Origin of the sequence: Nocardiopsis aegyptia, assembly GCF_013410755.1 — a bacterium.
GTDB classification, from domain to species: Bacteria; Actinomycetota; Actinomycetes; order Streptosporangiales; family Streptosporangiaceae; genus Nocardiopsis; species Nocardiopsis aegyptia.
On the sequence record NZ_JACCFS010000001.1, the window covers coordinates 1,668,229 to 1,687,535 of the forward strand.

15 protein-coding genes and 1 riboswitch are annotated in these 19,307 nt (G+C 72.8%); of the genes, 7 read left to right on the plus strand and 8 right to left on the minus strand.

Annotated features, from left to right (window positions below):
- The first annotated feature begins 293 nt into the window (after positions 1-293).
- From HNR10_RS07540 to thiD, 3 genes are all read left to right on the plus strand, one after another.
- Positions 294-2,006 (plus strand): acyl-CoA synthetase, encoded by a 1,713-nt coding sequence (locus HNR10_RS07540; RefSeq protein WP_312889150.1) that lies wholly within the window; start codon positions 294-296, stop codon positions 2,004-2,006.
- 300 nt (positions 2,007-2,306) lie between these two features.
- Positions 2,307-3,233 carry a DUF368 domain-containing protein gene (locus HNR10_RS07545; RefSeq protein ID WP_179821966.1) on the plus strand — a complete coding sequence of 309 codons (927 nt, stop codon included), beginning with the start codon at positions 2,307-2,309 and terminating at the stop codon, positions 3,231-3,233.
- 8 nt (positions 3,234-3,241) lie between these two features.
- Positions 3,242-3,345, plus strand: a riboswitch (TPP riboswitch).
- On the plus strand, positions 3,333-4,136 hold the full coding sequence (thiD, locus tag HNR10_RS07550; RefSeq protein ID WP_179821968.1) for a bifunctional hydroxymethylpyrimidine kinase/phosphomethylpyrimidine kinase: 804 nt from the start codon (positions 3,333-3,335) through the stop codon (positions 4,134-4,136). (Overlaps the previous riboswitch by 13 nt.)
- Positions 4,137-4,238: 102 nt before the next feature.
- Here thiD and HNR10_RS07555 read toward each other — a convergent pair whose 3' ends face one another.
- Entirely contained in the window at positions 4,239-5,657 is a 1,419-nt protein-coding gene (locus tag HNR10_RS07555; RefSeq protein WP_179821970.1) for an alanine/glycine:cation symporter family protein, read from the minus strand.
- 183 nt (positions 5,658-5,840) lie between these two features.
- Positions 5,841-6,095 (minus strand): DUF6457 domain-containing protein, encoded by a 255-nt coding sequence (locus tag HNR10_RS07560; protein WP_179821972.1) that lies wholly within the window; start codon positions 6,093-6,095, stop codon positions 5,841-5,843.
- 214 nt (positions 6,096-6,309) lie between these two features.
- Between HNR10_RS07560 and HNR10_RS07565 the strand changes: the two genes are divergently transcribed.
- Positions 6,310-7,503, plus strand: a complete 1,194-nt coding sequence (locus HNR10_RS07565) for a glycosyltransferase family 4 protein (RefSeq protein ID WP_179821973.1) — start codon at positions 6,310-6,312, stop codon at positions 7,501-7,503.
- A gap of 175 nt (positions 7,504-7,678) precedes the next feature.
- Here the strand turns inward: HNR10_RS07565 and HNR10_RS07570 are convergent, their stop codons facing one another.
- On the minus strand, positions 7,679-9,007 hold the full coding sequence (locus tag HNR10_RS07570; protein ID WP_179821975.1) for a pyridoxal phosphate-dependent aminotransferase: 1,329 nt from the start codon (positions 9,005-9,007) through the stop codon (positions 7,679-7,681).
- Positions 9,008-9,138: 131 nt separating this feature from the next.
- Here HNR10_RS07570 and HNR10_RS07575 point away from each other — a divergent pair, with 131 nt between their 5' ends.
- The gene (locus HNR10_RS07575) at positions 9,139-10,083 is read left to right on the plus strand and encodes a LysR family transcriptional regulator (RefSeq protein WP_179821976.1); all 945 of its coding nucleotides are present in this window, start codon (positions 9,139-9,141) and stop codon (positions 10,081-10,083) included.
- Positions 10,084-10,265: 182 nt separating this feature from the next.
- Here the strand turns inward: HNR10_RS07575 and HNR10_RS07580 are convergent, their stop codons facing one another.
- The 3 genes from HNR10_RS07580 to HNR10_RS07590 form a co-directional block, all read right to left on the minus strand.
- Complete coding sequence (locus HNR10_RS07580) at positions 10,266-10,595, minus strand: hypothetical protein (protein ID WP_179821978.1); 330 nt, start codon at positions 10,593-10,595, stop codon at positions 10,266-10,268.
- Positions 10,596-10,678: 83 nt separating this feature from the next.
- Complete coding sequence (locus HNR10_RS07585; RefSeq protein ID WP_179821980.1) at positions 10,679-11,902, minus strand: glycosyltransferase; 1,224 nt, start codon at positions 11,900-11,902, stop codon at positions 10,679-10,681.
- An 18-nt stretch (positions 11,903-11,920) separates the two neighbouring features.
- Positions 11,921-12,802, minus strand: coding sequence for a DMT family transporter (locus tag HNR10_RS07590; RefSeq protein WP_179821981.1), 882 nt, complete (start codon positions 12,800-12,802; stop codon positions 11,921-11,923).
- 402 nt (positions 12,803-13,204) lie between these two features.
- Here HNR10_RS07590 and HNR10_RS07595 point away from each other — a divergent pair, with 402 nt between their 5' ends.
- Positions 13,205-14,842, plus strand: coding sequence for a beta-N-acetylhexosaminidase (locus tag HNR10_RS07595; protein ID WP_179821983.1), 1,638 nt, complete (start codon positions 13,205-13,207; stop codon positions 14,840-14,842).
- A gap of 122 nt (positions 14,843-14,964) precedes the next feature.
- Here the strand turns inward: HNR10_RS07595 and HNR10_RS07600 are convergent, their stop codons facing one another.
- Together HNR10_RS07600 and HNR10_RS07605 are read right to left on the minus strand one after the other, a co-directional pair.
- A complete protein-coding gene (locus HNR10_RS07600; protein ID WP_179821985.1) occupies positions 14,965-16,206 on the minus strand; it encodes an alanine racemase in 1,242 nt (413 codons plus the stop codon).
- A gap of 126 nt (positions 16,207-16,332) precedes the next feature.
- Entirely contained in the window at positions 16,333-17,295 is a 963-nt protein-coding gene (locus HNR10_RS07605) for a glycerophosphodiester phosphodiesterase (protein ID WP_179821986.1), read from the minus strand.
- A 265-nt stretch (positions 17,296-17,560) separates the two neighbouring features.
- On the opposite strand from HNR10_RS07605, the gene HNR10_RS07610 reads away from it, so the two are divergent.
- On the plus strand, positions 17,561-19,060 hold the full coding sequence (locus HNR10_RS07610; protein ID WP_179821988.1) for a hypothetical protein: 1,500 nt from the start codon (positions 17,561-17,563) through the stop codon (positions 19,058-19,060).
- Positions 19,061-19,307 lie beyond the last annotated feature (247 nt).

The window sequence follows — 19,307 nt, forward strand, 5'->3', positions numbered from 1 at the left end:
CGGTAGAGCCCTCGGGTGAGAAACCATCAAGAGTTGAACAGATCACACACCACCCCCACAAGAGGTAACCGATGTCACGCGCCGGGCCGCGGTCCGAAACCTCGGCCACGGGGGCCTCGAACACCCTCTGAGCGGGGCCGTCACTTCCGGTGTGACCTGCGAGGACTCCGCCAGTGACGCGGTCCACAACCCCGCTGGCGATCGGGTCGGCCCCTGAGGGGTACCGTCGCGTGAAAGCCACACGGCCGCCGTGACCCCGCGGGCGGCCCCGGACCATGCCAGGGAGGTCGGGCGTGTCCATCCATGCGTCTGCGAACGAGTCCCCCGACGCGCCCTTCTCGCTGTCCCGCCTGGTGTCCGCCGTCACCGACGCCGTCCCCGACCGCGTCGCGCTGGTGGCCGGACCCCGTCGGCTGACCTACCGCGCCCTGCACGACCGCTCGGTGCGCCTGGCCCGCCACCTCGTGGCCGAGGGCGTGCGCCCCGGCGAACACGTGGCGGTGCTGTCCTTCAACCGCGCGGAGTGGATGGAGTCCTTCCTCGGGGTCCTGGCCGCGGGCGCCGTCCCGGTCAACGTCAACTACCGCTACGTCGCCGGCGAACTGCGCCACGTGCTGGCCGACGCGCACGCGGTCGCGCTGATCGCCGAGGACTCCCTGGCCGCGGCCGTCACCGCGATCCGCCCCGACCTGCCCCGACTGCGGCACGTGCTGCTGATCGAGGACGGCGGCGTGCGCGACACGGCTCTGGAGGGCACCGACTACGAGACCGCTCTGGCCGCGCGCGCCCCGGACGCCGACGACGCCCCCGCGCTGCCCGGGACCGGCGGCGACGACCACTACCTGCTCTACACCGGCGGTACCACCGGCTACCCCAAGGGCGTGCTGTGGCGCCAGGCGGACATCTTCCGCGCCGCGCTGGAGCGCCGCGCCCCCGGCGCACCGCGCGCCGGGTCGCCCGCCGACGTCGCCGCACGCGCCGCCGCCTGCTTCCCCCAGCGCATGCTCGTGCTCGGCCCGCTCATGCACGCCGCCGGCCAGTGGAACGCGCTCAGCATGCTGCTCTGCGGCAAGCGCGTCGTGCTCTCCACCGACCGCAGCTACCGGCCCGACCGCGTCCTCGAACTCGCGCACCGCGAGGGCGTGCACGCCGTACAGCTGGTGGGCGACGCCATGGCCCGCCCGCTGGCGCGGCACCTGCTCACCGAGCCCGGCCTGTGCCCGGACCTGACCTCGGTGCGTTCGGGCGGCACACCGCTCACCCCGGCCGTGCGGGCGCTCTGGCGCGCCTGGCGCGAGGACGTGGTCCTGGCCGACGCCTACGGCGGCTCGGAGACCGGCGTGTGCGGTTCGGCCACCGGCGAGGACGACGACGGCTCCGGCGACGCCCGTGAGGGCGCACCGACGCTCTCCGGCAGCCCGGACCTGCGCAGCTTCACCATGGGCGGCAGCATCGCCGTGCTCGACGACGACCTGCGTCCCCTTCCCCCCGGCTCACCGGTGGTGGGCCGCATCGCGCGCAGCGGTCGGATCCCACTGGGCTACTACAACGACCCGATCGCCACCGGCCGGACCTTCCCCACCGGCGCCGACGGGCGCCGCTGGGCCCTGTCCGGCGACTACGGGACGCGCGCCCACGACGGGTCCATCGCCCTGCTGGGCCGGGGCAACGCCGTGATCAACACCGCCGGGGAGAAGGTCTACCCCGAGGAGGTCGAGGCCGCGCTGAAGGCCCACCCGGCCGTGGAGGACGCGATCGTGGTGCCCGCCCCCGACGAACACCTCGGCCAGCGCGTCACGGCCCTGGTCTCCGTGGCCGCGGGCGCGCGCCTGCGCGAGGCCGAGCTGCGCGCGCACTGCCGTGTGCGGCTGGCCGGATTCAAGGTCCCGCGGACGGTGCACTTCGTCGACCGGGTGCGGCGCACAGCGGTCGGCAAGCAGGACTACCGCTGGGCGGCGTCGGTCGCCCAGAGCGGCGAGAGCACCACGCCGAGTTTCGGACTCTGAACACCAGCCACACCAGTCAACCGAAACGCGGCAGGCCCCATCCCGGACCCACCTCCGGCACCCCGCTCCCCCGTTAGACTGGCCGGGCCCGGCCCGGCCCCGGGACCTCGCCGGTCCCTCCCCCAGTACGCCCCGGGCGGCACACACCCAGCGGTGGTCGGCCCAGCGCCCCTCGACGAACGCGTCCCGGCCCCCGCATCTGAACCGACCCGCTGTCCCGCGGGTGGGTACGGTGACCACACAGGACGGAGGACGGCGCCCCCTTCCCGGGCCCGCCCGGGCCGGCGCCCTACAACTCAGATGGCCAAGTCAGCAGGCTCCTTCATCTTCAACGCGGTGCGCGGCGGGGCCGTCGGCACCTCCGAGGCGCTGCCCGGCATCAGCGGCGGCACGGTCGCCCTGATCGTCGGCCTCTACGACCAACTCATCGGCGGCGCGGGCCACATGGTCAGCGGCATCAAGCGCTACGTCACCGACGTGCCGCGCGGCCGCGGCAAGGACCGCGCGAACGAGCAGTTCCGGCAGGTGGACTGGAGCGTCCTCGTCCCGGCCCTGATCGGCATGGCCGTCGCGCTCCTCCTGGCCGCCGTTCTGCTCTCCCCCCTGGTGGAGGAGTACGCCCAGTACGCCTACGCCCTGTTCTTCGGCCTCGTCCTGGCCTGCCTGTGGATCCCCTACACGGGGGCGGGCCGGACGTGGCGCGCCTGGCACTACCTGGTCGCGCTGGCCGTCGCCGCCCTCGCGTTCCTCCTGACCGGCCTGCCGGGGGCGAGCCTGCCCACCAACCCGGTGTTCGTGTTCCTGGGCGGCGCCGTCGCGATCTGCGCGCTCGTGCTGCCGGGCCTGTCCGGTTCGTTCATCCTGCTCACGCTCGGTCTCTACGAGCCCACCATGCAGGCGGTGCGCAACGCCGACGTGGTCTACCTCGGGACCATGGCGCTCGGCATGGTGACCGGCCTGGCCCTGTTCGTGAAGCTCCTGCAGTACCTGCTGGAGAACTTCCACCACCTCACCCTGGTCGTGCTCACCGGCCTGATGGCGGGCTCGCTGCGCGCCCTGTGGCCGTGGCAGGACCACGACCGCAACCCGCTGCCCATCACCGACGTGCCCGTGACCGTGTCCTTCGCGGTGCTCGGGTTCGTCGTGGTCGCCGCGGCGATCGTCTACGAACAGCGCAAGAAGGCCCGGACGGGGGCGGCCGGAGCGGCGCCCACCCGCGTCCACTAGGCTCGGCCCCACCTGACGCGGGGTGCCGGGAGGTGCAGTCCTCCCGGCTGAGAGCACACCCGTCGAACCTGCCCTAGGTCGTTCTAGCGAAGGAACGTCATGAGCGCGTACAACGTGTTGTCCGTGGCCGGGAGCGACCCGAGCGGCGGTGCCGGGATCCAGGCCGACCTCAAGGCCTTCTCCGCCCACGGGGTCTTCGGGATGACCGTGGTCACCGCACTGACCGCCCAGTCCACCCGCGGTGTCACCGGCGTCCACGGCGTCCCGGCCGAGTTCGTCACCCACCAGGCGGACACACTGCTGTCCGACGCCACCGTGCACGCGGTCAAGATCGGGATGCTGGGCACGGCCGAGGTCACCGGAGCCGTGGCCGGGGCGATCGACCGCCACCGCCTGGTCAACGTGGTGCTGGACCCGGTGATGGTCGCCAAGAGCGGCGACCGGCTGTTGGAGGACTCGGCGATCGAGGCCCTGCGCACCCTGCTCCTGCCGCGCGCGGACCTGCTCACCCCGAATCTTCCCGAGGCGGCCGACCTGTTGGGCGTGTCGGAGGCCGTCAGCCTGAAGGAGATGCGCGACCAGGCCGAGCGGCTGCTGGAGCTCGGTCCGCGGCGGGTCCTGCTCAAGGGGGGCCACCTGGCGGGCGAGGAGAGCGTCGACGTGCTGGTCTCGCGCGACGAGGAGCCGCTGGAGCTGCGCGCGCCCCGGGTGGACACCCGCAACTCGCACGGCACGGGGTGCACGCTGTCGTCGTCGATCGCGGCGCTGCTCCCCCAGCGCCCGGGCACCGCCTCGGCGGTCCGTGACGCCAAGGCCTACCTGACCGAGGCCCTGCGCCGCTCGGACGAGATCGACGCCGGCGGCGGCCAGGGCCCCGTGCACCACTTCCACCCCTGGTGGTAGCGGGCGCGGCCACCCCTGGCGGTCGTGAACGGGCCGTCCTGGCAGCACGAAGGGGGACCGCACACCGTGCGGTCCCCCTCGTCGTCCGTCGGTCCCTCGGTCCTAGCCCCGTACGTCGTCCATGACGGCGTCGGGGTTCTTCCAGTCGGGGAACCCGAAGAACTTCCGGGTCTCCGCGACGATGACCGGGGACAGCAGCAGCAGCCCGATGAGGTTGGGCAGCGCCATGAGCCCGTTGGCGATGTCGCTGAACAGCCACACGTTGCTCAGGTCGGCGACCGACCCGACGAAGATGACCCCGATGAACACCAGGCGGTACGGCGTCACGAAGCCCCGGCCGACCAGGAACTCGATGCACCGCTCGCCGTAGTAGGCCCAGCCGAGCAGGGTGGTGAAGGCGAACACCGCGACGGCGAGCGCCACCACGTAGGCGCCGGCCGGCGCCAGACCCGGGCTGACCGACTCCAGGCCCGCGGTGAGCGCCTGCGTGGTCAGCAGCGACCCGTCCTCGGCGTCCTCCGACTGCCACACACCGGTCGTGATGATGACCATGCACGTCATCGTCACCACGATGATGGTGTCGATGAAGGTCTGGGTCATGGAGACCATGGCCTGGCGGACCGGCTGCTTGGTCTTGGCCGCCGCGGCGGCGATGGCCCCGGTGCCCAGACCCGACTCGTTGGAGAAGATGCCGCGCGCGAAGCCGTACTGGATCGCCATCAGCACACCCGCGCCGGCGAAGCCGCCCGCCGGGGCGGTGCCGGTGAAGGCGGTCGTGACCACGAGCTGGAGCGCGGGCAGGATCTGCGCCCAGTTCACGGCCAGCACCAGCAGGCAGATGCCCACGTAGGCGATGATCATCAGCGGCACGAGCGCGGAGGCCACCCGGCCGATGCTCTTGATGCCGCCGAGGATGACCGCACCGGCCAGCACCATGAGGATGAGGCCGATCACCCAGGTCGGAGCCGCGGTGATGCTCGACATCTGCTGGGCGACCGTGTTGGCCTGCGTCCCGTTGCCGATACCGAAGGCCGCGATGGCGCCGAAGATCGCGAAGGCGACGCCCAGGGTCGTGCCCAGGCCGCCGGGCAGGCCGTACTTGAGGTAGTACATCGGCCCGCCGGACTGCTCGCCCTTGGAGTCGGTGCGGCGGAACTTCACGCCCAGCAGGGCCTCGCTGTACTTCGTCGCCATGCCGAAGAAGCCGACGACCCACATCCAGAACAGGGCGCCCGGGCCGCCGAGGCCGATGGCCAGCGCGGCGCCGGCGATGTTGCCGACACCGACCGTGGCGGCGAGCGCTGTGCTCAGTGCCTGGTAGTGGGAGATGTCGCCCTCGACCGAGGGGTCCTCCTTGCGCCGCACGAAGGCGAGCCACAGCGCGTGCGGAAGCTTGAAGAGCTGGAGCAGTTTGAGTCGGATGGTGAGGAACACGCCGACAAAGAGCAGCAGCGGAATGAGGACGAAGGGTCCCCACACGATGCCGCTGACGATGCCGGCCATCTCAAGGAGTTGATCCATGGGGGATCTCCCTATCACGATCAGGGGCCGGGGGATGGTCGTGTAGCCGCGGTCGGCGGAACAGCGTCCCTCCCAGATGAGCGGCTCCACAAGCCGCGGGCACACTCGGGGTGGTGTCAGATTTGCAGTGAATCGTCACGGACACGTCACGTTCGCTCGACGCAAGCGTTGCAGGTCGGGTGTTCACGCGTCCTGGGCGCCGTCGCCCTGGGACAGGGCGAGCCGGCTGAGGACGGCGGCCGCGGCCTCGGGGTCCGCGCCCTGGCCCACCGCCACCCCGAGCAGGTAGGTGGTCAGGGGCGCGGCCGGCCGCGCGACGGAGTGGGCGGCGTCTCTGGCCAGGTCGAGCACCCGGTCCACATCCGCTTTGCCCAGCGGTTCCGCCCCGACCAGGTCCAGCTCCGCGCGCACGACTTCCGCCCATTCCACGAGGGTCACCACAGGACTCCTTAGAGCAATTCATTCGTCACAGAAGGCGATCTTAGTCATCGCCGGGCCACTCGGCGGCCACCCGTCCGCACCGGCCGGGTCACCGTGTGCTCCGCGAACCCACGCCTGGCCTTCGGGAGCGGTTCCCCCGAGGCCTGACCGGGGTTCACTCCCCGAGCCTAGCGTCGAAGGCAGCCATCCCCCGGCGTTGGGAGCAGCCAGAATGTCCCCCACAGCAACCGACCGCACCGACCGGAGACCGACCTCGCCTCCGTTGCGCGTGGCGATCGTGACCGAGTCCTTCCTGCCGCAGGTCAACGGGGTGACCAACTCCGTGTGCCGGGTCGCCGACCTGCTCGCGGCCCGGGGCCACCAGGCACTCGTGCTCGCCCCCGGCCACGGACCCTCCTCCTACGCGGGCTTCCCCGTGGTGCGGATGCCCGCTTTGCCGCTGCCCTTCTACCGGGAATTCCCGGTGGGGCTCCCGGCGCGTCGCACGATGACCGCCGCGATCCGCGCGTTCGCGCCGGACGTCCTGCACCTGGCCTCCCCCGCGCTGCTCGGCCTGGCCGCGGTGGACACCGCGCGCCGCTGGGCGCTGCCGACGGTGGCCGTGTTCCAGACCGACCTTCCGGGGTTCGCGACCCGCTACGGCCTGCCCGGGTCCGAGACCCTGTGGTCGCTGATGCGCCGTACGCACGCGGCCGTGGACCGGACGCTCGTGCCGTCCTCGGCGAGCATGGAGGCCCTGTCGGCGCACGGTTTCCCGCGGCTCGACCTGTGGCGGCGCGGCGTCGACACCGCCCGTTTCTCGCCCGAGCACCGCAGCGAGGACCTGCGCCGTCGCCTGGCACCCGACGGCGAGGTGATCGTGGGGTACGTGGGGCGTCTGGCCAAGGACAAGCGGGTGGACATGCTGGCGCACCTGGCCAGGCTCCGCGGCATCCGGCTGGTCGTCGTGGGCGACGGCCCCGAGCGGGCCCGACTGCGCCGCCTGCTGCCGGACGCGGTGTTCACCGGGCAGCGCACCGGTGCCGACCTGTCCCGGTTGTACGCCTCCCTGGACGTGTTCGTGCACACCGGCGCCGACGAGACCTTCTGCCAGGCCGTCCAGGAGGCCCTGGCCTCGGGGGTGCCCGCCGTGGCCCCGGCCGCGGGCGGTCCGCTGGACCTGGTGGTGCCCGAGGCCAACGGTCTGCTGTTCGCGCCCGATTCGGTGCGCGAGCTGCGGGTCGCCGTGGGCCGGCTCGTCCACAACGCCGAGCTGCGCGCGGGGATGGCCGCGCGGGCGCGGCCCTCGGTACGGCACCGCACGTGGGAGGCGGTGGGCGAGCAGCTGCTCGACCACTACCGCGCGGTCATCGCGCCGAGTCCGGAGCTGGCCGCCCGCGCGCAGGACCACGCCTCGACCACCTGAGTCGCGCGGCGGCCGGGACGCGCGGGTCCGGCCGCTCCCTGCCTGGCGGCGCGGGAACGGCCGGATCGCGGTGTGTCCGCCTCGCCCCCTTGCACGGGGCGGACACGGGGCGGGTACTGCGGTCGGTGTCGCCCGGGAGTACGGGTCCCGGATGGTCGGGCGGACGGGTGGTCGGTCAGCGGGACGCCGGCGCGGGCTCGGCCGCGGGGCCGGGGATGACCCTGCTCGGGGCGTCGCCGACGAGCGCCTCCAGGACCTCGGAGAGCCGGTCGAGGTGGGCGCGGATCCAGGGCAGCGCGGTCGGGTCGGTGGCCGCGAGCGCGGCGTAGCGGCGCTCCTCGGTGTCCCCGTAGAGCAGGCTGGTCGCGACCCGCATGCGCAGTGCCTCGGCGCCCTCGCCGAACTCGACGGCGGGCAGGACGCCCATGCCGTGGCGCTCCAGCAGGAGCCCGGTGAGGCCGGCTCCGGTGGTGATCCCGTGCAGTGACGCCAGGCGGTCGCGGACCGGTTCGAAGTCGGGGTAGAGGTAGAACGCGGCGAGCGGCGTGGCGACCGAGGCCCCGGCCCGGAGGAACCGGCGGGACACGGCGTTCGCGACGATGCCGTGCAGGCGGCGGCTGCGGTCGACGTGGTCGCGCAGTTCGCGCGGTTCGGTGAAGGCGTGGGCGGCCGCCTCCTGGACGGGCGCGGCGGGGCTGGACCAGATCTCGCTGGCCACGCCGAGCAGGCCCCCGCGCAGGCGATGGCCGGTCGCGGAGTCGGGCAGGCGGATGACGCCGATCCGCCAGCCGCCCAGGGCGAGGTTCTTGCTCAGTCCGGTGGAGATGACGGTGCGCTCGGGCGCGAACTCGGCGGGGCTGTGCACGCGGGCCTGCTCATGGCCCTCGGCCGCCGGATGAACGAGGTCGCGGTAGATCTCGTCGGAGATGATGACGAGGTCGAGTTCGCGGGCGACCTGTGCCAGGCGCCGGACGGTCTCGGCGTCGGCCACGGTGCCGGTCGGGTTGTCGGGCAGCGTCACCACGACGGCGTTGACGGTCCGGCCCTCGTCCCGGGCGGCGGTCACGGCCGCGAACAGCAGGTCGGGCTGGGGTACGCCGCCCTGGCCGGCGGCCGTGGGGACCATGATCGGGCGCTGTCCGAGCAGGCGGCTCTGGGCCGCGTAGCTGACCCAGCTGGGCGCGGCGATGGCGGTGTCGCCGCCGATCTCCATCAGCAGGCTGTAGAGCAGCGGCTTGCTGCCGGGGCCGGCGATGACCATGTCGGGGTCGGTGGGCAGTCCCCGCCGCTCCCAGTACCCTGCGGCGGCGGAGCGCAGTGCGGCGGACCCGGCGACGGGCCCGTAGGCGTTGGCGCCGTTGCCCGCGGAGAGCCGGTCGCGCATGACCGGGTGGACCGGGAGCCCGGCCTCGCCGAAGCCGAGCGGCAGGACGCGCACCCCCTGGCGTCGCTTCTCGGCGAGGGCTTCGTTCACGGCGAGGGTCGCGGACACAGTGACGGTCATCGAGGACTCATCTCCGGCTCATGTTCTGGCGGTTGACCGCCACGTCGGGTGACGGTCCGTCACCCCCAGCCTGCCCAGGGAGGAACATCAGTACAAGCGAGTCTTTTCGATGCTGAGCGTAAGATGTTCTTATGCTCGATCTGCGCCGCCTCCATCTGCTCCGCGAGTTCAGCGCCCGGGGCACCATCGCCGCCACCGCGCACGCCCTGGGGTACACGCCTTCGGCGGTCTCCCAGCAGTTGGCCGCCCTGGAGAGGGAGACGGGCGTGGCGCTGCTGGACCGCTCGCCGCGCGGGGCCGAACTGACCGATGCCGGACGCCTCCTGGTCCTGCAGGCGGAGGAGATCCTGGCGCTGGTGGAGGCCGCCGAGTCGATCATCGCCGAGCAGTCGGACGTCGCCCTGGGCGTGGTGACCGTCACGGCGTTCCCGACCGCCGCCGTGGCGTTCGCGCCGCTGCTCGCACCTCCGCTGCGCCGGCACGAGGGCATGCAGCTGGTGCTGCGACAGACGCTGCTGGCGACCGGGACGCAGAAGGTCCGCTCACGCGAGGTCGACGTGGCGCTGGTCGACGACTGGTCGGGCCAGCACCCCGGCCGCGGCCCGGACAGCGGGCTGCGGCACGTGCACCTGCTGCGCGACCCGTTGGTGCTGGCGGTCCCGGAGGGCCACGCCCTGTCCGACCCGGAGCGCCCGGTCGTGCTGGAGAACCTGTTGGGCGAGTCGTGGATCGTCGCCCCCGAGGGTGAGCGGTCGCGCTCGGGAACCGACCGCCTGCTGGCCGAGGTGGGCGGCCTGCCGGGGGCGGCGTGGGAGTTCGAGGGGCTGGGCACCATCCTGAGCCTGGTCTCGCGGGGGATCGGGATCGCCGCCGTGCCCGCGCTGGCGATGGTGGGCGCGCCCGCGGGGCTGGCCTACCGGCGCCTGCCCGCCTCCGCGCCCGAACGGCACGTGTACGCGGTGCTGCGCCCGGCCTCCCTGCGCCGCCCCGCCGTGCAGGTGACGCTCTCCGCCCTCCGGGACGCCGCGCGCCAGGTCGAGGAGCTCCTGTCGTCGACGGCGGAGGGCCCGGTGTAGGTCTCCCGTCCCGTACCGCCGCGCGGCCCCGGGCCCCGCGCGGACACGGAGAAGGGCCCGACCGGCCGGTCGGGCCCTTCTCGGTACTTCCCGCTGCGTATTTCCCGTAGTGTTCCCCGGACGGCCTCGGGACCTGTCCGGCGGCTCTTCGCCCCGCTGTGCGGCGCCCCACCGAACACCTCCTAGTCCTCGGCCGCCCTGCGTCTGCCCCGGTCGATCCTGCGGCGGAGCCGGCGGCAGACGTGCAGTGCCCGGTCCCGGTCGTCCCGGGCGTTCCACCACCGCGCGTAGGCCTCCAGCCGCCGCCGGCGCAGCGCCTCCAGTTCTGCCTCCATCCGGGCCACCCTGTGCTCCAGGTCGATGCGCTCGCGCTGGAACGCCGACATGTCGCGCTCGTGGAACCCGGCCTCTCGTTCGGCCCTGATCAGCCGCTCGGTCAGCCCTTCGGCGACGTTGCCGCCGCGGGCGACCCGGCCGATGCCCGTCTGTGCACTGATGCCTTCGAACCACACAGTGTCTGGTCTTTCCCGAAGTGCACCAAGTTCACCGATCGCTACGCAAAGAATACGGAAAGCGATAAAATTGGACAAACCGCCTAAGCGGCCACGACCTTCTCCGCCCGCAGCCGCAGCGGCTCGCGGCCCTGGAGCCGTCGGTAGACGTCCTCGAACCGCGCGAGGGACCGGTGGTGGTCGTGCCGCTGCGCGATCTCCCTGCTGGCCGCCCCCAGGGTCTCGCGCGGGGACCCGAGCACCGTGAGCAGGCGGTCGGCCAGGTGCAGTGCGTCCCCCGCCGGGAAGAGGAACCCGTTGCGCCCCTCCTCCACCAGGTGCGGCAGGGCCATCGCGTCGGCCGCCACGACCGGCAGACCGGTCGACATCGCCTCCAGGGTGGCGATGCTCTGCAGCTCGGCCACACCGGCGATGGCGAAGACGTCGCCCGCCGCGTAGACCAGCGGCAGCTCCGCGTCCGGCACGAAGCCGAGGAAGAACACGCGGTCGGCCACCCCGAGCTCCGCGGCCAGAGCACGCAGCTCGCCCTCGCGCTGACCGGTCCCCGCCAGCGCCAGCTGCACGTCCCGCTCACCGGAGACCGCGGCCAGCGCCCGAATGGTGTCGTCGATCCGCTTCTCCGCGTCCAGGCGCCCCACGAACACGATCGTGTCCCGCTCGGGCAGCCCGAACTTCGACCGAGCGGCCTCCCGGTCACCGGGACGGGGGTGGAAGCGCTCCAGGTCGATCCCGCACGAGATGTCCTCCACCGTGCCCGCGAACCCCTTCTCGCGCAGCAGCGCCGCCGCCCGCGGCGTCGGGGTGGTCACGTAGTCGGCCTCGGCGGCGACACCGACCATGTCCCGCCACGCCAGCGCCCCGGCCATGCCGTGCACGGCGCTGGGCAGGTGGGCGTGCGCGTAGAGGTTGTCCGGCATGAAGTGGTTGGTCAGCACGACCGGGATCCCGGCGGCCCTGGCCCGGCGCTGCGCGGACCGGCTGAGCGTGAAGTGGCTCTGCACGTGCACGACGTCGGGGTCCATGCGGGCCAGCAGGCGCGAGATGTGCCCGCCCATGCCCAGCGGGAGCGCGGCGCGCATGCTCTCCTGGAACGGGATCGGCGCGGAGCGCAGCCGGTGCTCGGTCACCGCGCCGTTGACCGCCACGTAGGGGGCTCCGCGCTCCGACGGGCACACCACGTGCACCTGGTGGCCCCGGCCGGCCATGCCCTCCGCCAGCCGGTGGGTGAAGTAGCCGGCACCGTTGACGTCGGGCGGGTAGGTGTCCGTGGCGATCAGGACACGCAGTGCGCGAGTGGGCTGGGCCATGGTCGAACTCCTTGATCCTCAGTTGTCGACAGTGCTGCCGGTGTGCTGGTGCTCTGCTTCGGGATTGCGGTGGCGTGCCTGGGCCAGGCTCACGGTTCCGGCGATGGCCAGTGCGGCGAAGGCGGCCGCCGCGCACTGGGCCGGCAGGGTCTCGGGGGCTCCCTCGCCCAGGAGGAGGGCTCCGATCCCGACGCCGACCACCGGGTCGGTGATGAGCAGCGTCGAGTAGGCGGCGGCGAAGTGCCCGGTGCGGTAGGCGTTCTGCATGAGCAGGGCACCGAAGACCGCGGTGATCAGCGCGAGCGGCGTCAGCCAGCCGACGACGCTGGTCCAGTCCTCGTGCGCCCCCGCCGTGATCACCCGGGCCAGTCCCGACGTGGTGCCCATCGCCGTGCCGCCGGCCAGGGCGAGCATGATGCCGCGCGCCCCGTCCGGCATCCAGTGCGCGGTGAGGTAGACCGCCGCCCCGAGCCCGAGCGTCGCCCCGGTCAGGGCCAGCGCGACGGGCGTGGGCATCACCGGGGTGTTCGAGGCGTGCGGGAACAGCCAGAGGACGCCCACGAGGCCGACCATGACGGCCACGCCCGCGACGATCTGCCCGACGCCCACCCGCCGGCGGTTGAACACCGCCGAGAGCACGATCGCGAAGAGCAGGCCCGTGACGCCGATGGGCTGGATGATGGTGAGCGGCGCACCGCTCAGGGCCACCAGGTGCAGGCAGGCACCCAGGACCGCCGCGGCGCTGCCGATCACCCAGCGGGGCTGGCGCACCAGGTGCAGGAGGAAGCCCGCCCGCGCGACCCGGTGGCCGGGGGCGCGCACGGCGTCGCGCTCCTGCATGGCGGAGCCGAGTGCCAGTGTGAAGGCGCCGGCGACGGCGATCAGGACGGGCCAGACCATCGGCTCCACCTTCCGTCCGTTCGTGTGCGCGTTCGGTCCGCCCCGGCTCCCGGCCGGACCGCCGGTTCCCGGAGGGCGTCCCCGGCCCACCGGGCCGCGGGTCTGTCAAGAACAGTACGGACCGGCGATCTTTCCCTGCGATAACGCCACCCCCCGGTTCCCGAGTAGTGCTCACCCCACCCCGCCTCGGGGTCCGTCCCCGGTGGACACCGGGGACCGCGTGCCGCCGGCGGGGCACTGTTCCTACGCCTGCCACACTCGACGGGGAGATAAGTCCTTGTTCGAGTCAAATGTCCGCCATTCGCCGTCGCCTCTGAGAGGCACGGCGGCCAGGGTGTGCGCCGCCGGTGCCCCGTGGCACTATGGCGGGTATTGGTCTAGACCGGATAGGAGCACCGCCCCGTGCCTCATACCTCCCTCCCCTCCCTGCTGCCCCGGCCCACGTCGGCCGCCGCCGGTGAACCGGGCTCCCTCACGCTCACCCAGACCACCCGCGTGTCCGCCGACGCCCCCGCCGCCGGCGTGCTCGCCTGGCTCCAACGCGAGATCGGCGCGGCCACCGGCCTGCCCCTGGGCACCGGCGACGAGGACAGCGCGCAGATCCGGCTGAGCGTGGATCCCAGGGCCGGCCTGGGGCGCGAGGGCTACCGGCTGATCGTGGACGGCGAGGGCGCGATCATCGTCGGCCACGACCCCGCCGGCCTCTTCTACGGCGCGCAGACCCTGCGCCAGCTCCTGCCCGCCGACGCCTACCGCCGCGCCCCGCTGGGGGACACCGCCTGGACGCTGCCGCCGGTGAGCATCACCGACGCCCCGCGGTTCCGGTGGCGCGGCGTGATGCTGGACGTGGCCCGCCACTTCCTCCCCAAACACGAGGTGCTGCGGTTCATCGACCTGCTGGCCATGCACAAGCTCAACGTCCTGCACCTGCACCTGACCGACGACCAGGGCTGGCGCGTGCAGATCCGCCGCTACCCGAGGCTCACCGAGGTCGGCTCCTGGCGGACGGAGAGCCAGCAGGGCGCGGGCCGGCCGCCGACGTTCGACGGGCGCCCGCACGGGGGCTTCTACACCCAGGACGACATCCGCGAGATCGTCGCCTACGCCGACGCCCGGCACGTCAGCGTCGTCCCCGAGGTCGACGTGCCCGGACACTCCCAGGCCGCCATCCACGCCTACCCCGAACTGGGCGAGAGCGGGGACATCCCCGTCGGCACCCAGTGGGGCATCTTCGACGAGGTGCTGGCGGTGACCGACCACGTCCTGGACTTCTACAGGAACGTCCTCGACGAACTCATCGACCTGTTCCCGAGCACGTACGTGCACGTCGGCGGCGACGAGTGTCCCAAGACGCAGTGGCGGAGCAGCCCGTCGGCCCAGCAGCGCATCCGCGAGGAGGGGCTGGCCGACGAGGACGAGCTCCAGAGCTGGTTCATCCGCCAGTTGGACGACCACCTGGCCAAGCGCGGGCGCCGCCTGCTGGGCTGGGACGAGATCCTGGAGGGGTGGCTCTGGGAGGGCGGCGACACCGCCGGGGACGGCCGCGGGCGGCGGGAGGGGCTGAGCCCGGACGCCACCGTGATGTCCTGGCGTGGGGAGGAGGGCGGGATCGCCGCCGCGCGCGCCGGACACGACGTGGTCATGAGCCCCACCCACACCTCCTACCTCGACTACAAGCAGTCCGAGTCCGAGGACGAGCCGGTCCCGGTGGGCACCCTGCTGCGGGTCGAGGACGTCTACCTCGCCGAACCGGTCCCCGCCGGCCTCACCGAGGAGGAGGCCGCCCATGTGCTGGGCGCCCAGGTGAACGTCTGGACCGAGCACATGGACACCCCGCGCAGGCTCGACTACATGGTCTTCCCGCGCCTGTCGGCCTTCGCCGAGCAGGTGTGGTCCACCGGCGGGCGCGACTACGCCGAGTTCGAACCGCGCCTGCGCGCACACCTGGACCGATTGGCGGCGCTCGGCGTGGAGTACCGCCCCCTGGACGGCCCGCGCCCGTGGCAGACCCGCCCGGGCCTCGTGGGCTGGGGCTCGTAGGCGGAGCGCCCGCCGGACCCCCGCCGCCCCCGGCGTGCACGCGCACGGGGGGCGGCGGCGTCGGCGGTCACGGAGGTGGCAGGCGCAGGGGCGGCTCGCGCTCCGCGGGGACCGGGCGCGCATCAGAAGTAGGTCGCCACGGCGTCCACGACCGTGTCCCCGTCGTCGACCACCGGCAGCACCTGCCAGCGGTCGAAGGCCGTGCACGGGTGCGAGATGCCGAAGGACACCAGGTCGCCCGGGCGCACGCCGAGGTCCGGCGGAACGGTGAGGTAGGCGTGGTGGTCGTTGAGGCCGGTGACCTCCATCCCCGGCGCCGGGAGCGTGGCGCCGTCCGTGCGCCGCAGCAGCCGCGGGACCGGGTACCCCTGGTCGGAGTTGGCCTCCCGGCGGCCCATCCCGGCGATGGCCAGGCCCGGTTCCGGGGTCGAGGTGACCTGCGCCCACAGCTCCAGCGCGCCGGCCAGCGTGTCGGGGCCCCCGGGCAGCCTGCGGTAGGGCGTCGTCCGCCGGTACAGGCCGTCGTCGTGCGCCACGTAGGCCCCGCTGCGCAGGATCGGCGCCACGTCCTGCCGTCCGCCGACCTCCTCGGCGACGACGTCGAACCAGGCGCTCCCGCCCACGGACAGCACCGGGCGCGCCACGCCGACCTCCTCGGCGACGGCGGCCGCGTCGCCGACCAGGTCGCGGACGAACGCGCGCACGCCCTCGGCGTCCTTGATCGGGCCCTCGTACCCGGCGACCCCGGCCGGCTCCAGCCCCGGCGCCGCGGCCACCGCGCGCGCCACGGACAGCAGTTCCTCGCGGGTCCGGCATCCGGTGCGCCCGCCGGGCGTGCCGCGTTCCACCAGGACACGCAGCGGACGCGTGCTCCGCGCCTCGGCGACGGCCCCGGCCGCGACGGCCACGCCCTCGGCGGAGTCGGCGTAGAAGAGGAACTCGAACGCGGGGTCCCGGTCGAGTCCGGTGACGATCGTGCGCAGCGCCCGCGGGTCCAGCAGTTCGTTGGCCAGCAGGATCCGCGAAACGCCGAAGCGGCGGTAGGCCAGGACCTGGTTGGCCGTGGCGGCGGTGATCCCCCACGCCCCGGCGTCGAGCTGGCGCTGGAGGAGCGCGGGGGCCATCGAGGTCTTGCCGTGCGGTGCGAACAGCAGCCCGTGGCGGTCGGTGAAGTCGGCGAGGGCGGCGACGTTGCGGTCCAGGGCGGAGGCCCGCAGGACCATGAGCGGCCAGGTGAAGGGCCCCGAGAAGAGCGGATCGCGCCGGGCGGCGAACTCCTCCAGGGTGATCGGTTCGCCCGTCCACCACAGCCCCTTGGTCCGCCAGTCGACGTACTCCCGGGGGATGGTCAGCCGTTCGCTCACGTGTGTGCCTCCTGCAGGGGGCCCGCCCGGAACGGCGCTGGTCGCCGTCCCGGGCGGGCCCGTGGTCGGTCACCGGGATCATCCCACCGGCGGCGGGCGTGACCGGGGGCCGGGGCGATCCCGGACTCAGGCGGCGGGTCTGGCCGGCGGCACCACGATGGGCGCCCGCGGGCCGCGGTCGTCGGAGAAGTCGTCGATCGCCTCGCGACCGACGTCGGGGTGGTTGGTGATGAACCCGTCGACGCCCATCTCCAGGACCTCCTCCATCCGGTCGCGGTCGTTGACCGTGTACGGCATGATCTCGAAACCGGACTCGTGGAGCAGGTCCACGTAGTCGGCGTCGATGGTGTTGTGGTTGGGGTTGATCAGGTGCGCCCAGCCGAACTCGTCGAGGCGGTCCTCGGGGACGCGGCCGAGCAGGGCGTGCGGCACCGACGGCATCAGTTCCTTGGAGCGCTCGGTCACCTGCCAGTCGAAGCTCTGCACGACCAGGTGGCGCGGCTGCCACGGCGGGTTGTGCCGCAGCCAGTGCCGGCGGTCGGTGAGCTCCTCGGCGACCAGTTCGGCCATACCCGGGTAGCGCGCGGGCTCCTTGAGCTCCAGGAGGAGGTTGAGGTCGTGCGCCTCCAGGCGGTCCAGCGCCTCGCCCAGGGTCGGGACGGGCTCGTCCTCGAAGGAGGAGTCGAACCAGGACCCGGCGTCGAGCTCGCGGATCTCGTCCATGGTGAAGTCGGCGACGTCGTAGGGCGCCCGTCCCGGGAACCGCTCCTCGACGTCCGTGGTGCGCGCGAGGGTGGTGTCGTGCATGACCACGATCTCGTCGTCCGCGGTGAGCTGGACGTCGATCTCCACGGTCTCGGCTCCGCGCTCGGCGGACTCGTCGATGGCGGCCAGGGTGTTCTCCGGCGCGTACGCCGAGGCACCGCGGTGGGCGACGGCGTCCAGCGGCCGGACGGGGTTGGGGTGCTCGACGGCGACGCGGGTGCTGGCCGCGATCGTCTGGGGGTGAAGTGTGGGCGCGGCGAGCGCACTGCTCGCGCTCGTGACGGCGATGAACGAGACGGCTCCGACGATACCGATGCGGTGCACCGGACCTCCCAAGTGCGCGTGGACTGGCCAACTGCCACCTCAGGGTGAACGCGCGTGGTGACCCTGCGATGACCGTGTGCGGAGCATCCGGTGATCGGCGGCCCACCATCTGGTGGTGCGAGGTGAACGTGCCGACGGACCCCACGGTCGCTACCTTATGCATCTGCTTGATCACTTTATGTACGAATTTTGACGACGAATCCCCTCGATAATCACTCACTGCCCTGAAATCATTACCTCTAGTAGTCGATGGGAAGGAACACGCATGCGCAAGCACCACAAGAGGTGGGTCGCGCTGTTCAGTGCCGCCGCCATCTCCACGACTGGGCTGATGGGGGTCAGTGGGACGGCGGTGGCCGACGACAAGCAGTCGCGGTCGCTCGACTGGCCGCTGATCAGCCAGGGCGTCTCGACCTACAGCCTTGACGGATACGAGATCGGCTACCTGCCGCCGGGGCTGGAGCGCTACGGCATCAGCGCCTCGTCCACGACCGACCGGCAGGGCAATCGGCAGTCCCAGATCTCCTGGACGCAGGGCCCCGACCAGCTGTACGGGCGGGTGGCCGTGGTCCGCTCCGAGGCCTTCCAGGAACTGGACGACCTCCGCCAGAGCCGGTACGGGCACCTTCCCACCGGCGAACTCGAACGCCTGGAACCGAACGAGACGTTCACCGAAGGCGCCTTCCTGTCGGAGGAGTCGGGCGACCTGTTCTGGCTGGAGGAGCCGGGCGTCGCGGTGACCACGCACCTGCAGCCGGACCGCTGGGGCGGCAACGAGCTGGTCAAGTTCGCGACGTCGGTGGAGGCTTCCGAGGTCGAGGGCGAGGTCGAGAGCGCCGCGGAGGCGGAGAACGCGGACGCCGACGCGCAGGACACCGCCGAGGTCGAGCAGGTGGCCGACCCGCCGGAGGCGGCCGAGGCCCCGGCGGAGGAAGCGCCTGCTGAGGAGGCTCCGGCCGAGGAAGCTCCGGCCGAGGAAGCACCGGCCGAGGAAGCTCCCGCCGAGGAAGCACCGGCCGAGGAAGCGCCCGAGGCCGAGGCTCCCGCCGAGGAAGCACCGGCCGAGGAAGCACCTGAGGCCGAGGCTCCCGCCGAGGAAGCACCGGCCGAGGAAGCACCTGAGGCCGAGGCTCCCGCCGAGGAAGCACCGGCCGAGGAGGCGCCTGCGGAAGAGGCTCCGGCTGAGGAGGCGCCTGCGGAAGAGGCGCCTGCGGAAGAGGCTCCGGCTGAGGAGGCTCCCGCCGAGGAAGCGCCCGCCGAGCAGGCACCGGAGGGGGAGGTCGTCGAGGACGCCGGCTCCCGCCAGGTCAAGGAGTGCCTCATCGAGCAGTTCGTGGACTTCGGTTCCGGCGAGACCGTGCTGGACACCGAGGCCCTGACCCCGGACTCCGGCGCGTTCGTCGAGCAGGCCCTCACCAAGGGCGACCTGAACGACGCCGAGCGCGACCGCCTGCTCGCGACCGTCTGGTACTACGGCGCCGAGGAGCAGAAGACCGCCGCGACGAGCGAGTGCGCGCGGGCCAACGACATGGACACGGCCGAGGTGGAGGCCGTGCTGGCCGAGGTGGCGGACGAGATCGCCGCCCTGGTCCAGGAGGCCGAGGCCGCCATGACCGAGGGCATGGACCAGGTGTCGCAGACCGGCCAGGACGGCGAGCCGACCGGGGAGGCCGAGATCGACCCGGTGGACGCCCAGGAATGGCAGGAACTGTGGGAGTCGCTGCCGTGGAGCATCCCGGCCGGGGCCGACACGAGTGGGTCCTGAGGTTCGCGGGCCCCGAACGGGGTGAGAGCGGCCGACGGGCAGCACGAAGTCGGCGGCCCCTGAGGGCCCCCTGAATCAAGTCAATCCGGGGCTGGTGCCTGGCACCAGCCCCGGTTTCGTGTCTGTGGACAACGCGACGGGTTCGTCCACCGCACCGGAACCACCGGACCCGTCGAACCCATATCGGACATCGCGCTCTTGATGTACGGTCGCCTCGACGTCCGGTCCCGGATCGTCCACGGCAGGG